General features: G+C 75.3%; 12 protein-coding genes. 4 read left to right on the top strand and 8 right to left on the bottom strand.

Going from position 1 to position 13,559, the window contains the following annotated elements; translation table 11 throughout:
• Window positions 1–2: 2 nt before the first annotated feature.
• Entirely contained in the window at window positions 3–1,277 is a 1,275-nt protein-coding gene (locus ACWEGE_RS08695) for an FAD-dependent oxidoreductase (RefSeq protein WP_449659828.1), read from the bottom strand.
• Window positions 1,278–1,336: 59 nt separating this feature from the next.
• Between ACWEGE_RS08695 and ACWEGE_RS08690 the strand changes: the two genes are divergently transcribed.
• From ACWEGE_RS08690 to ACWEGE_RS08680, 3 genes are all read left to right on the top strand, one after another.
• The gene (locus tag ACWEGE_RS08690) at window positions 1,337–1,813 is read left to right on the top strand and encodes a MarR family winged helix-turn-helix transcriptional regulator (protein WP_449659827.1); all 477 of its coding nucleotides are present in this window, start codon (window positions 1,337–1,339) and stop codon (window positions 1,811–1,813) included.
• Window positions 1,810–3,174, top strand: a complete 1,365-nt coding sequence (locus ACWEGE_RS08685) for an MFS transporter (protein WP_449659873.1) — start codon at window positions 1,810–1,812, stop codon at window positions 3,172–3,174. The genes ACWEGE_RS08690 and ACWEGE_RS08685 overlap by 4 nt, the downstream gene beginning before the upstream one ends.
• A gap of 260 nt (window positions 3,175–3,434) precedes the next feature.
• Window positions 3,435–4,520 (top strand): polyprenyl synthetase family protein, encoded by a 1,086-nt coding sequence (locus ACWEGE_RS08680; protein WP_449659826.1) that lies wholly within the window; start codon window positions 3,435–3,437, stop codon window positions 4,518–4,520.
• A gap of 14 nt (window positions 4,521–4,534) precedes the next feature.
• Here the strand turns inward: ACWEGE_RS08680 and ACWEGE_RS08675 are convergent, their stop codons facing one another.
• The 4 genes from ACWEGE_RS08675 to ACWEGE_RS08660 form a co-directional block, all read right to left on the bottom strand.
• Window positions 4,535–5,554, bottom strand: a complete 1,020-nt coding sequence (locus tag ACWEGE_RS08675; RefSeq protein ID WP_449659825.1) for a DUF5914 domain-containing protein — start codon at window positions 5,552–5,554, stop codon at window positions 4,535–4,537.
• Window positions 5,555–5,662: 108 nt separating this feature from the next.
• Window positions 5,663–6,553 carry a MerR family transcriptional regulator gene (locus ACWEGE_RS08670; protein WP_449659824.1) on the bottom strand — a complete coding sequence of 297 codons (891 nt, stop codon included), beginning with the start codon at window positions 6,551–6,553 and terminating at the stop codon, window positions 5,663–5,665.
• A 228-nt stretch (window positions 6,554–6,781) separates the two neighbouring features.
• Window positions 6,782–7,666, bottom strand: coding sequence for a MerR family transcriptional regulator (locus ACWEGE_RS08665; protein WP_449659823.1), 885 nt, complete (start codon window positions 7,664–7,666; stop codon window positions 6,782–6,784).
• Window positions 7,667–7,793: 127 nt separating this feature from the next.
• The gene (locus ACWEGE_RS08660; protein WP_449659822.1) at window positions 7,794–8,678 is read right to left on the bottom strand and encodes a YhjD/YihY/BrkB family envelope integrity protein; all 885 of its coding nucleotides are present in this window, start codon (window positions 8,676–8,678) and stop codon (window positions 7,794–7,796) included.
• Between the two features lie 12 nt (window positions 8,679–8,690).
• Between ACWEGE_RS08660 and ACWEGE_RS08655 the strand changes: the two genes are divergently transcribed.
• Entirely contained in the window at window positions 8,691–9,365 is a 675-nt protein-coding gene (locus ACWEGE_RS08655; RefSeq protein WP_449659821.1) for a CDP-alcohol phosphatidyltransferase family protein, read from the top strand.
• Window positions 9,366–9,765: 400 nt separating this feature from the next.
• Here the strand turns inward: ACWEGE_RS08655 and ACWEGE_RS08650 are convergent, their stop codons facing one another.
• The 3 genes from ACWEGE_RS08650 to ACWEGE_RS08640 are packed head-to-tail and all read right to left on the bottom strand — an operon-like array spanning window position 9,766 to window position 13,162.
• Window positions 9,766–11,268 (bottom strand): phytoene desaturase family protein, encoded by a 1,503-nt coding sequence (locus tag ACWEGE_RS08650; RefSeq protein WP_449659820.1) that lies wholly within the window; start codon window positions 11,266–11,268, stop codon window positions 9,766–9,768.
• Window positions 11,265–12,365, bottom strand: coding sequence for a glycosyltransferase (locus tag ACWEGE_RS08645; protein WP_449659819.1), 1,101 nt, complete (start codon window positions 12,363–12,365; stop codon window positions 11,265–11,267). The genes ACWEGE_RS08650 and ACWEGE_RS08645 overlap by 4 nt, the downstream gene beginning before the upstream one ends.
• Complete coding sequence (locus tag ACWEGE_RS08640; protein ID WP_449659818.1) at window positions 12,344–13,162, bottom strand: carotenoid biosynthesis protein; 819 nt, start codon at window positions 13,160–13,162, stop codon at window positions 12,344–12,346. Before ACWEGE_RS08640 ends, ACWEGE_RS08645 begins: the two co-directional genes overlap by 22 nt.
• Window positions 13,163–13,559: the final 397 nt, after the last annotated feature.

Genomic DNA, 13,559 nt, shown 5'->3' with positions numbered 1-13,559 from the left:
GCTCACCCGTCCCCCTTGCCGGCGAGGGTCCGCAGCAGCGAGCGGATCCCGCCGGCGGACTTCAGGCCGAACTTGCCCAGCCGGAACGACACCGGTCCGTCGAGGCGTTGCGCCCACTGGAGGTTCGCCACCGACGCCCGGATCGCCTCCTGGCCGCGCTCGAGCATTTCCCGTTCGTAGGCGGCGAGCGCGGGCACCGGACGGCCGAGCCCCTCCTCGCACAGCGCCAGCGTTTCGACCAGCGCGGCCGCGTCGCACAGGGCCGTGCTCGCGCCGATCCCGCCGGTCGGCGGCATCGCGTGCACGGCGTCGCCGAGCAGGGTCACCGTCGCCTGGGTCTGCCAGGGCTCGACCTCCGGCGCCACCCAGAACGTCAAGGGGGACAACGAATGCGGATCCGCGGCGGCGACCAGCCGTCCGGCGGCCGGGTGCCAGTCCGCCAGCATGCCCCGCGCCGCCGCACCGAGATCCCCTTCGCTCGTCCGGGGGTCCTCCGGCCACTCGGCCGAGGGCGCGCCCACGGACCAGAGCACGTAGGCGTCGTCCGGTTCCCGTGGCCCGCCGCCCGGCGGGAGGTCGGGGCGGCTGCGCCCGGCCGGGTCGTGGCCGGAGTAGAACATGTTGTGCCCCGCCGGGCCGATCGCGAACCCGGCCCCGTCGACCATCGCCGTCGGCACCCCGGCCGCGACGGCCGCCTCGAGCGGGGTCGTCCCGGCGACGCAGGCGACGTCCCACGCCTGCGGTTCGGCCTGCGGCAGCAGCTGGCGCCGGACCGCCGACGACCGGCCGTCCGCGCCGACCAGCAGGGTGCCTTCGTCGGTCGTGCCGTCGGCGAGGTCGACGGCGACGCGGTTGCCCGGCAGCGGCCGGTACCGCTGGACGGCCCGGCCCCACCGGACCACGTCTTCGAGGCCGCGCAGGAGCAGCCGGCGCAGCGGGCGGCGGCCGATCAGCGTGTCGTCGTCCACCAGCAGGGCCGGATCGGCGGTGGTCGGCGACACCAGGAGTTCTTCGAGGTGCTCGTCGAGGATGCGGAAGGCGTCCAGCGGCCGGGACGCGCTGTCGAGGATCGCCAGGTAGGTCTCGAGCGGCAGGCAGGAGTGCAGCGCCCGGTTGGCCGGCCCGGTGAGGTGCAGGCGGTAGCCCGACCACCGCTCGTCGGGATCGGCATCGCGTTCGTAGACGGTGACGTCGATCCCGTGCCGGCGCAGGCCGTGCGCCAGGCAGAGCCCGCCGATGCCGGCGCCGGCGACGATCACGTGGCTGCGTCCGGTCATCCCCGGCCCTCCCTGAGAGTAAGGTTCCTTATGGATAGGGGCTACGATATCGTGATGCCGTGCCCAACGCAGAACATCCGGTCCGCACCGGCAAAGCGCCGGTGTGGACCGACAGCGACATCGACGGCCTGGCCGGCTGGAACATCATCCGCGCCTACCTCGCCTTCGTCCCGCGGATGGCACAGGCGCTCGGCCCCGCCGAGCTTTCCCCCGCCCAGTTCGGGATCCTCGTGCAGATCGACAACAGCCCCGGGATCGCCCAGGGCGCGCTGGCACGCCGATGCCTGGTGACGCCGCAGAGCATGGGCGAGGCCCTGCTCCCGCTGGAGGCACTGGGCCTGATCGTGCGCGGCGAGCGCCCGGGCCGCGGCCACCCGATCCCGGTGCACATCACCGACGCCGGCCGCCGGCTCGTCCGGAAGGCGACGAAGGCGGTGCTGGAGGTCAACACCCCGGCGGCGATGGGGCTGACGGCGGCCGAGCAGCGGACGCTGGTCCAGCTGCTGCGCAAGGTGGTCGGCACGCTGGTGCCCTGATCCTGCTGGCGGCCTGCCTCGCCCAGTTCATGACGGTGCTCGACGTCTCGGTCGTGAACGTGGCGCTGCCGGCCATCCAGGACGCTCTCGGCTTCGGCGACGGCGGCCTGACCTGGGTGGCCAACGGCTACAGCCTCGCCTTCGGCGGCTGCCTCCTGCTGGGCGGCCGCTGCGCGGACCTGTTCGGGCACCGGCGGGTGTTCCTGGCCGGCGTCGCGGTGTTCGGCGCGGCGAGCCTGCTCGCCGGTGCCGCACCCGGACCCGGCTGGCTGGTGGCGGCCCGCGTCCTGCAGGGCCTCGGCGGCGCCGTGCTGTCCCCGGCGACGCTGGCCATCGTGACGACGACGTTCACCGGCGAGCGCGCCCGGCGCAGCGCACTGGGGACGTGGTCGGCGGTCGGCGCGGTCGGCGGCGCGGCGGGCGGCCTGCTGGGCGGCGCGCTGGTGCGGTGGGCGGGCTGGCGGTGGATCTTCCTGATCAACGTGCCGATCGCGCTGGCGATCGGCGTCATCGCGGCGGCGTTCCTCGCGCGCACCGGCGGCGCCCGGGAGCGGCCGCGTCTCGACGTCGTGGGCGCGGCACTGGCCACCGGCGCCCTGGTGTCGCTGGTGTACGGCGCCACCCGGCTGCAGGACGGCGGCACGGTCCACTGGCCCTTCGCCCTGGCGGCCGTGCTGTTCACCGCCTTCGTCCTCGCCGAGCGGTCGGCGGCGGCCCCGCTGGTCCCGCCGGGCACGCTGCTCCGGCGGCCGGGGCTGACGATCAACCTGACCATGGCGATCCTGGGCTGCATCGCGTTCACGACGTGGTACTTCGGCGCGCTGTTCCTGCAGCGGGTCGCCGGGCTCGACGCGTGGCACACCGGGCTGGCGTTCCTCCCCCAGGCGGCGTGCATCATCGCCGGCGCGCGGCTCGCCGGCCGGCTGCCGGACCGGATCCCGCCGAAGCGGATCGTGCTGGCGGGCACGGTGTTCGTCGCCGCCGGGCTGGCGTGGTATTCCACAGTGGACGCCGACAGCACGCCCCTGACCGGGGTGGTGCCGCCCGGGATGCTGGTGACGTTCGGACTGGGACTGTCGTTCGGCCCGCTCGCGGCACTGGCGACGGGAGCGGCGGCCGACGGCGACACCGGGCTGGCCGCGGGACTGCTGAGCACGTTCCGGCAGATCGGGGCCGCGCTGGGGCTCGCCGCGCTCGCCTGGTTCGCCCACGCTCGTTCGGCCGGGCTGACGGCGGCGGGCCTGCCCGCGGCGGCGGCCGAAGCGGCGGGGTTCGGCCGGGCGTTCCTGGTGGCCGCGGTCCTGGCCGCGGGGGCGGCGGCGCTCGCGGCGGCGATCCCGGCGGCTGGACGGCGGCCGTGAACCGCCCGCTTTCGCCTGGGGTGCTCCCGCAGCCATCGCGGCCGGCCGGACCGCGGCAGCGAGCCGCCCGCATCCGCCCACCGCGACCACCTGCCCCGGACGAGAGCCGCCGCCCGGTATCCCACGATCGCCCGGCCACCGCCGCGAAGTCCTTGCCCAAACTATAAGGATCCTGATACCTTCGACCCCGGGCGCCCGGTCGCCGCCCATTTCGGGTCCGGGCGGTCCGCCACCGCCGGGCGGGAGGGATGACCATGAGGATGACCACCACCGCCGCCCCCGAGGTGTCGCCCGCGCGCTGGCTCGCCGATGTCCGGGCCCGGAGCCGGGAAGCCGCGCTGGACTTCGTCGAAGTCCGCTGCGCCGAGCTCTTCGACGGCCGCCCCGAAGGCGCGCTGGCCACCACCGCCCTGCCGTCGTACGTCTCCGGCGGCAAGTTCCTGCGCTCCGCGTTCGCCTTCGTCGGCTGGCGCTGCGGCCGGCCCGCCTCGGCCGCCGCCCTGCGGGCCGCGGCCGCCCTCGAACTGCTGCACTGCTTCGCGCTCGCGCAGGACGACGTCATGGACGGCTCGCCGCTGCGGCGCGGGGCCCCGACGCTGCACACCCAGTTCGCCACCTGGCACCACGGACAAGGCTGGCAGGGCTCGCCCGACCGCTTCGGCGAGTCGGCGGCGGTGCTCTCCGGCGACCTGTTCCTCGTGTGGTCCGAACAGCTCCTGCGCGAATCGGGCCTGGCCGAGGCCGAGCTGGGCCGCGGCTGGCCGGTGTACGACGCGATGCGCGCCGAGCTCGCCGTCGGCCAGCTCGGCGACCTCGTCAACGACGCGCGGTCGGTGCCCAGCTGGGCGTCGGTGCTCGACGTGCTGCGCCGCAAGTCCGGCAACTACACCGTCCGGCGCCCGCTCGAGTTCGGGGCGGCGCTGGCCGGTTGTCCCCCGGCCGTGTCGGCCCTGCTGGGCAGCTACGGCACGCACATCGGCGAGGCCTTCCAGTTCCGCGACGACCTGCTCGGCGTCTTCGGCGACCCGGCCGTCACCGGCAAACCGGTGGGCGACGACCTGCGCGAGCACAAGGCCACCAGCGTCGTCGTGCTCGCCCGCGAACTCGCCACCCCGGCCCAGCGCCGCGAACTGGCGAACCTCGACCGGCTGCGGGTCGTCGACGACGAGGCCGTGCGCCGGCAGCAGGCCCTGATCGAGGCGACGGGAGCGCGGGAGCGGCTCGAAGAGCTGATCACGGCCCGGGTGGCGACGGCCCACGAGACCCTCGACCGGCTGGTCATCCCGGCGGAGCCACGGGCCGCGCTGTCCCTGCTGGCGGTGCGCTGCACCGACCGGATCCGGTAGGCGACGCCGTCGAGTCAGTGGTGATCCCCTCGCAGCGCGTAACGCCGCTCGGCGTACGCGAGATCGTCCCGCCACAACCGGGCGGCGGCCCGCCGCATGAGCGGCCGCAGCACCGGCGCCATGCGGGCCGCCTTGGCGAAGCCCGGCCGTCCGGACGCGGCGATCGTCGCTTCGATCACCGCGGTGCGGGGCCGGCCGTCGGGGCCGGGGCCGAGCGGGGTGGCGTGGGTTTCCACCACGCTGCCCGCGCCCTCACCGTCCACAATGGTCATCAGCACGGTGCGGGGGCCCGGGCAGGTGAACTCGGCGACCACCGGGACGCCGATCTGCCCGGCCAGCCGGAACGTCACCTCGACGACGAACTTGTCCTCGGCGTCCGCGACGTCGAGGACACCGACGCCCTGCGGAGCCGACAGCACGCGCAGCCGCGCGAACGAATACGGGTGGAACCAGGCGCCGTGCCACGGGTCGAGCCGGTTGGCGACGACATCCTCGGGCTCGCAGACCCCGGCCAGCGTCGCCACGGCGTCGACCGTGGTCCCGGCCGGGCGGACCGGCACGATCGGCCGGTCCGTCGGCGGTTCGCCGCCGATCCGGTCGAGGCGGACCCAGGCCAGCACGCCGTCGTCGTAGGACGGCAGGGCCGTCCAGCCGGGACGGCCCGCGCCGACGCGCAGGCCGTGCCACCGGCAGACCAGCTCGCCGCAGTGCACGCGGGCCTGGTCCAGCGGCGCGCCGAGGTGGGGGCAGGCGCCCGGGCCGACGACCAGCGCGCCGTCCGGTCCGCGCCAGGCGACCAGCTCGCGACCGCCCACGCGCGCTCCGAACGGCCGGTCGGCGCGGATTTCCCGGCCGGCGGCGAAGACGAACCAGTTGCCCGACGGCCGGGCGCCGGCGCGCTTGACCGCGGCCTCGATCAGGGCGGGGCTGCACTCGGCGTAGGTGGGCTCCTGCCGGGCCCACGCCGGTTCCCGGAACGGCTGCACCGGCCACTGCGCCGGCCAGCGCTCGATCACCCGCCGCTTGAGGTCCACCGGACTCGCTCCCGCCTGCCACGACCGGCCGAAGAGACCGGCTCGCGAGTCATCCTCGGGCATTTGAAGCGATTGCGCAACGCTTTGCCCGGGTCCCCCGGCCACGGTTCACGCCTTCAGGCGCTCGGCCGCCAGCTCGAGGGCGGCGGCCAGGTCGTTGACCCAGGGGACGTCCCGCTCGCTGAGGTTCTCCCACCCGGGGCCCGCCGTGGCGACCTCGAAGCCGCGCCGCCGCAGCCGCTGCACCAGCAGGTCGTCGACGGTGTTGGCGGACATCGACCACAGGAGCACCACGACCGGGTCCAGCTTGGACGCGATCGCGATCGTCGTCTCGGCGGGCACCATCTGCCCCAGGTAGACCGCCGGGACGCCGACTTCGACCATCGCGGCCCGCAGCACCTCCATCGGCAGGCTGTGCCGTTCCTCCGGGCAGCAGGCCAGCAGCACCGCCCGGCCGGGCGGGGTGTTCGCGAACCCGGCGCTGTAGCGCTGCAGCGCCAGGGAGATCTCGCCGGTGAGCGCCCATTCGGACTCGAAGCAGACGTCGCCGCGCAGCCAGCGGCCGCCGAGGTGGCGCAGCACCGGGATGAGCACTTCGGTCCAGGCCGCGCCGGGCCCGAGCGCGTCCAGCGTTTCGTCGAGCAGCGCGGCCAGCGACGCGAAGTCCAGGCCCTCCGCGGCCCGCTCGAGCTCTTCGATGTGCCGGTCGACCGAAACCTCGGGGACCGCTTCGTCGGCGCGGGAAAACGCCGCCGCGGCGGCTTCCCTGGCCCGCATCCCGCGATCGATGAGCCGCTGCATGTACTGCAGCCGCCGGACGTCGGCGTCGGAGTAGCGCCGGTGCCGCCCGTCGTCGCGCAGCGTCGGGCCGACCCCGTAGCGCGCGGCCCAGGTCCGCAGCGTCACCGGCGAAACGCCGAGCAGTTCGGCGACCTTGCCGGGGGTCCACGAACCCCCGGCCCGGGGGCCGTCCCGGCCACTCACCGCGTCGACGTCCATCAACACCACGTTCCCACACGCCAGGGGCACCCGCCGGTGCGGTCACCGCCCGGTGACGTCACGGCGGAACAGCCCGCGACCGGCTATGTCCGCTCTAACGGATACGGCATCGGACGCCTGTCCGACACTCCCGGCGCCCAAGAAGCACGCCCCAGAGGGGGCTTTGTGACTCAAATCACAGTTTATTCGATGCATGAATTATCGCACCACCGCCACGTGGCGGCACGGTCACGGCCAGACGCGGCCGGTGTGCGCGGAAACCGCCCCCAGCGCGACCCGCAGGCCGTTGAGCACCGGGCCGATCCGGCCGCCGACGGGCAACCAGCCCGGGCCGGCCGCGCGCACCGGCAGGTCGCGGCGGGCGAGCTCGGCCAGCAGCGGGGCGTCGGCGCTGTACGGCGTCATCGACCAGAGCAGCACCAGCACCGGTTCGAGCCGGACCGCGGTCCGCACGACCACGTCGGGCGCCACCATCTCGCCGAGGAACACCACCGGGATGCGGGCTTCGCGCAGCACCGTGGCGAGCACCTGGAGCGGGAGCGGGTGCCGCTCGGCCGCACAGCAGGCCAGCAGGACCGGCCGTTCGCGCGGGGGCGGCGGGACGCGCGCGACGTGGCGCTCGAGCGCCGCCGAGATCGCCCCGGCCAGCGCCCATTCGGCCGCGAAGGCGCTTTCCCCGGCCTGCCACCGCTCCCCCTGGCGGCGCAGCACGGGCGCCAGCACGTCGGCCCAGGCCGCGATGGTGCCGTGGCCGGCCAGGAGCTCGTCCAGCAGGCCGCTGAGCGCCGGGAGGTCGACGGCCAGGGCGGCTTCGTCGATCTCGTCGGCCCGGAGGCGGGACTGCGCCGGGGTGACGGCCTCGGAAAGGACCAGGTCAGCCGCGGTCCCGGCCCGGATGCCCTGGTTCACCAGTGCGCTCATCCGCCGCAGGCGCTGCAGCTCCCGCGGCCCGTAGAGCCGCTGGCCACCGGGGCCGCGACGCGCGGGCCCGAGGCCGTAGCGGCTGTCCCACGCGCGCAGCACGACGGGCGACACCCCGAGCGCGGTGGCGATCTGCCCCGTCGTCCACCAGGAGGCCCGGTCGGTGACCTCCGGTTCCGGTCTGGTCGTCACTCGCTCCCACCACTGCCTCACGCGCGCGCCGGCCCTTTGGTCCGGCGCCGGCACGGCCCGATGATGACTCATTCGCATCGCTTGTGCAACGCTTTACGGGTGATGAGGCGTCTTCAAATCAGCAGACCTAGCTGGACCTGCGGGAATCCTCGAAAGCCGCGCTCGCTTTTGCATCGATTTCCGGGGTAGCCCCCAGCCGGGTGCGCTCGGCGCTGAGGGTCAGCCGGTACCCGAGCAGGAGCAGCACGTGGAGCAGGTAGAGCCAGAGGATCAACGCCGACACCGCCCCGACCACCGCGAGGCCGCCGAACGGCACGCTCCAGTCCAGCGGGATGGCCAGGAACAGGAGGAACCCGTGGAAGAACCCCGCGAGCACGGCGGCCACGGCGAACGCGCCGGCCACCAGCGGCGCGCGGCGCACACCGCGCGGGGCGCTGCCGGCGAACACGATCGCGGTCACCACCGCGATGATCAGCCAGTCGATGTGGAACGACAGCGTGATGCCCCAGAACGTCGCCCAGCCGCCGCGCGCGTAGAAGCCGGCCACCGTGTCGGCGGTGGCCAGTGGCGCGATCGCCAGGGTCGGGCTCAGCACGAGGACGGGCACGAACATCAGCCGCCCGCGCCACCCGACGAGCGCCCCGGCGGGCTGCCCGGCGACCTGGACCAACCCGCGCAGCAGGCCTTCGCCGTAGAAGGTGGCCGGCAGCAGGGTGACGAGCAGCGCGGTCCACGGCGTGCCGAGCGCGGCCGTGGTGAGGGCTTCGAGCGCCGGGCCGGGGCCGTGGCCGGGCGGCAGCGCGTCGACCCAGCGGGCGACACCGTGCCGGACGAACTCCGGCGACCCGAGGAAGGCGGCACCCCGCAGGGCGACGAGCGCCAGCGGGACGACGGCCAGCACGGCGAAGAACGTCACCCCGGCGGCCCACAGCGAAAGGTCCCGGCCGCGCAGTTCCCGGCCGGCGTCCCGCAGGACGACGAGCGCGCGGCGGCCCGCTTCCCGGGCGCTCACTTCGCCGCGCCGGTGGCCGAGGAGGACGACGGGGTGGCCGGGTGGTCCCGGGTGCACAAGCACGACGTGTCGGGCAGCGCGCTCGCCGTCGGCTGGCTGCGGGCGATCCACCTGCTGACCCGGCCGGTGCTCGGCGTCCCGCCGGACGTGCTGACGGGGTGCGGGGTGCTGAGCGCACTGGCTGCGGTCTGGGCGGCGGCGTCCGGTGGCGACGCGCTGTGGCTCGCCTTGACGGCGATCGTGGCCACCGGCGTGTTCGACGGCTTGGACGGCGCGGTGGCGTTGCGCACCGGCCGCGCCCGCCCGCTGGGCGCGGTCCTCGACGCGGCTTCGGACCGCGTGACGGAGCTGTGTTTCGTGGCGGTGCTGCTGGTGCTCGGCGCCCCGGCGGGGTGGTGCGCGGCAATGGCGGCGCTGCTCCTGCTGCACGAGTACATCCGCGCCCGTGCCCAGGCGGCGGGCATGCGCGGGGCGGGGGCGATCACGGTGGCGGAGCGCCCGACCCGCCTGGTCGTGACGGCGGTGGCGGTCACCGGGGCGGCGCTCGCACCGGCCGGGACGCCGTGGACGGGCTGGCCGTGGGGAACGACCTGCGCGGTGCTGGGGACGGGGTTGTCGCTCATCGGCCTGGCCCATCTTTGGGTGGGTGTCGCGCGGGCGTTCGGGAAGGCCGCGGCGCGGGGCTGACCTCGGGCGGGCGGCCGAGGGCTCGCTCGCCCGGCCGGAACGGCGATCGACCGGCTCCACGGGCGGCCGGCCTCCCACCCCTCGACCGGCGCACAAGCGGCTGGCCGAGCCCACACTCGCCGAGGCCCGGCCGGAACGCCGGCCGACCAGCGCCACGGCCAGCCGGCCTCCACCCCCTCGGCCAGCCCGCAAGCGACCGACCGAGCCCACACTCGCCGAGGCCCGGCCGGAACAGCGACCGACCAGCGCCACGGCCAGCCAGCCTCCACCCCCTCACTCGCCGAGGCCCGGCCGGAACGCCGGCCGACCAGCGCCACGGGCGGCCTATCTCCCACCCCTCGACCGGCCCGCAAGCGGCAGGCCACCCGGGCGAGCCGGCAAGGTGCCGCCCCTTCACCCGTCAGCGGGACCCACCACCCCGCGCGGCCGGCCCGACCAGACCCGCCACGATCTCCGCCGACATCGCCACCAACGGCAGCCCTCCCCCGGGGTGCGCCGATCCGCTCGCCAGGTACAGCCCCGGGATCGGCGTTGCGTTCGCCGGCCGGAGCAGGGCCGCGCGCGGGCCGTTCGACGATGCGCCGTAGATCGCTCCCCCGGGCGCGCGCGTGTCGCGTTCCAAGTCCGCCGGTGTGCGGATTTCGCGCCACAGCAGCCGGTTGCGCACGTCCAGGCCGCGCTCGGCGAGGACTTCGAGCACCCGGTCCGCGTAGTCCTCCGCGCGCCCCGGCAGCGTCCAGTCGAGGCCGGCCGGCGGGTCGTGGCGGGGCGCGTTCACCAGCACGAACCACGCTTCGCAGCCCGGCGGGTGCAGGTGCGGGTCGCCGGGCGCGCAGATGTAGACCGTGGGGTCGTCGACCGGCCGGGGTGCGCGGCCGAAGATCGCGTCGAATTCCGCGTCGTAGCGGGCCGGGAAGAGCACGCGGTGGTGGCCCAGCCCCGGGGTCGTGCCGCGCAGGGCGAGCAGCAGCACGAACCCCGCCAGCGACGGCTGTGTGCGCCGCAGGGCCCGCCGCGGGCCGCGCGCACGGGGGTCGTGCAGCAGGTCGCCGTAGACGTGGGCCGCGTCCGCGTTGGCCACGACGACCGAGGCCGCCAGCCGGTCGCCGTCCGCCAGCCGGACGCCGCGGACGCCGGCCGGGCCGGTCTCGATCGCGGTGACCTCCGCGCCCGTCCGGACGTCGACGCCCAGGGCGGTGAGCCGGTCGACCAGGGCGTCCCCGAGCCGGCGCAGGCCGCCGCGGACGTGCCAGGCGCCGAACTCCTGCTCGACGAACGGGACGACGCTCAGCACGGCGGGCAGCCGCCGCGGGTCCGAGCCGGTGTAGGTCGCGTAGCGGTCCAGCAGCATCCGGGCGCGCGGGTCGCTCAGCCGGCGGCGCCCCATCCCGCGCAGCGTGCGCCACGGCGCGATCGCCAGCAGGTCCCGCACCCCCGTCGCGTGCCGGAGGAGGTCGGCGGCGCCGTTCAGCGGACGGCGCAGCACCGGCTCGCCGACCAGGCCCCAGAGCCGCTCCGCGTCACGCATGAGCCGGCGCCACTCTTCGCCGGCGCCCCCGCCGAAAGCCGCTTCGAGCGCGTCGGGCACCGCGGCGCGTTCGTGGGGGACGGCCAGTTCGGTGCCGTCGGCGAAGCGGTAGCGGCAGGCCGGGTCGACCGGGACGATGTCGACGAGCTCGTCCAGGTCGGCGCCGGTGGCCTTGAAGAGGTCGCGGTAGACCGACGGCAGGGTGAGCAGCGACGGGCCGGTGTCGAAGGTGAAGCCGTCCCGGGTGAAGGTGCCGAGCTTGCCGCCGCACACCGCCGAGCGTTCGAGCACGGTCACCCGGTGCCCGGCGACCGCGAGCCGGGCCGCGGACGCCAGGCCGCCCATCCCGCCACCGACCACGACGACGTCGCTCATACCGGCCGCCCCTTCCACGCCAGCCTGCCGGTCGCCCTGGCCCACCACGAGCGCCCGATCAACCCGGCCAGCGCGAGCACCGACACGGGATGGGCCAGGCTGTCCGGCCACACGCGCGCCCCGGTGCGCCGGGCCGCCACGACCCGGCCGGCCACGCCGGCCGCATAGCCGGCCAGCCCGGACGGCGAACCGCCCAGGGCCGCCACCGCCGGGAGCACCCACACCACCAGCAACAGCCCGGCGATCGCCGCCGCCGCGGGTGCCGAGCCGGTCGCCGACCACAGCGACTTCGTGTAGCCCTCCCGCAGTTCCGCCCACGTCGCGTACATCCGGCACTCCGCGACACGGCTGCCGTCGGCGACCACTCCCCGGCCGCCCGCGCGCTTCACCGCGCGCATCAACGCGATGTCGTCCAGCACCTCGCCCGCGACCGCCGCGAAACCGCCGCACTTGCGCAGCATCGCCGCATCGATGACGAAGAACTGGCCGTTGGCCGCGGCCAGCGACGGGCGCGGCGACGTCTCGGCGAGCCGCAACGGCAGCAGCACCAGCCACGACCACTGCAGCAGCGGCTGCACCAGCCGGGCGCCGAGCCCTTCCGCGCGCTGCCGGGGAAACGGCGACACGGCGTCGAGATTCGCTTCGCGCAGCAGGGAAACCGCGGCGGCGACGGCGTCGGGCGCCAGCACGACGTCCGCGTCGACGCAGACGAGCACGCTCCCCCGCGCCCGCTGGGCCAGCTGGTGGCACGCGTGCGGCTTCCCCAGCGTTCCCGGCGGTGGCTCGGCGCCGGTCAGCAGCGTGACCGCCGTCCCGGCGACGCGGCGGACGACGTCCGCCGTCCCGTCGGTGGAACAGTCGTCCAGCACCAGGATTTCGACGTCGTCGAGGCCGCGCTGGGCCAGCAGGGACCGCAGGGCCGGGGTGACGCGCTCGGCTTCGTCGCGCAGCGGCAGCAGGATCGACACGGCTTCGCGGCACCGGGCCGGTCCTTCGCGCGGCGCCCGGACGATCCGCGCGTTGTACGCCGCGTGCGCGGCCGACGCGACCGCGGCCACGGCGGCCGCCCGCACGATCACGCGGAAACGCGCGCCCACCGGAATCCCCTCCCCAGCCGGATCGCGAACGGCACCGCCACCGCGCCCATGAGCACGCCCCCGGCGACGGCCACCCACGGCCGGCCGAAGAACGCGAAGTGCGCCCACACCGACGAAAACCACGTCCAGAGGTACAGCGCGGGCGCCGGGCCGGCGGCCGGGCCCGGGATCGGGTCCGGCGGCCGGGGCACCCAGTGGTGCAGCGCGGCCTGGATGAGGACGGCGACCAGCAGCCAGCCCGCGAAGTTCGTCACCGGGATGCCGTCGACCAGCGGCAGCGACGGTTCGGGCGATGCCCAGATCCAGTAGCCCTCGTCGACCATCTGCGGGTCGAGGAAGACGTCCCACGCCGCCAGCGCGCACGCCGCCACCGCGACGACACCGGCCGGCTTCACGGCCAGCGCGCGCCCGGCCAGCAACGCCGGCCACGCCATCATCAGCCAGGCCAGCGGGACGATGCCCGGTACGCCCGCGACGGGCCAGCCGAGCAGGTCCGTGTATTCGTAGCGCCCGAACGGGAAACCCGTGTGCAGGCCCGAAACCTCGGCCAGCAGCCCGCCGCCGCCGGCGACGACCGCCAGCGTGACCGCCGCCCGGGCACCGCAGCGGGACCACGCGTCGGCGAGGGACGCCGCCGCGAAGCACAGCACCGTGAGCACGGTGAGCGGCGTGCGGCCGCCGGGGTCGGTCACCGAGTACAGGATCTGGCAGAGCACCGCCGCCATGGCGCAGAGCCAGGCGGTGAGTGCGGGCGGGGCGAAGTGGAGACGGGTGAATGCGGCAGTCCGCGAAGCCATCACGGAAGAAGAATAGACCGGCGACCGGAGCCGCGGACCACTCGGCCTCGATTTCTCCGACTTCACCGAAAAACGCGGTAAATCGCCGGAGAATGGCCGAAGAAATGCACGACGAACACCCGGCGACGCCCAGGTGTGAGCGGGGCGCCGCCGGGTGCGGGGCCCGCGGCCGAGGGGTGTGACGGCGGGCCCGCCGGGGCGGCGTGTGGCATCGCCGTCCCGTCCACAGGGAAGTCGCTTCCGATTCAGCACCGATCCACCTCGCCGCGCAAACCTCGGCGACCGCTCGGCACACCGAGCGGATTCAGCGGAGTGGCCCGGTGTTCACCGGGTCCCTGTAGACAAGCTACACCACATGTGAAACGGTTGCGAATCGAATAGGCTGCGAGTGGGAGGG

The sequence above is a fragment of the Amycolatopsis sp. NPDC004747 genome, assembly GCF_053601335.1.
The sequence above is the reverse complement of the archived record's forward strand: the minus strand, read 5'-3'. Positions and strand labels throughout refer to the sequence as shown.

Coding starts and splice junctions, on each gene's coding strand:
- ACWEGE_RS08695 (WP_449659828.1), bottom strand. CDS start 1,277: ATGACCGGACGCAGCCACGTGATCGTCGCCGGCGCCGGCATCGGCGGG.
- ACWEGE_RS08680 (WP_449659826.1), top strand. CDS start 3,435: ATGACCACCACCGCCGCCCCCGAGGTGTCGCCCGCGCGCTGGCTCGCC.
- ACWEGE_RS08670 (WP_449659824.1), bottom strand. CDS start 6,553: ATGGACGTCGACGCGGTGAGTGGCCGGGACGGCCCCCGGGCCGGGGGT.
- ACWEGE_RS08650 (WP_449659820.1), bottom strand. CDS start 11,268: ATGAGCGACGTCGTCGTGGTCGGTGGCGGGATGGGCGGCCTGGCGTCC.
- ACWEGE_RS08640 (WP_449659818.1), bottom strand. CDS start 13,162: ATGGCTTCGCGGACTGCCGCATTCACCCGTCTCCACTTCGCCCCGCCC.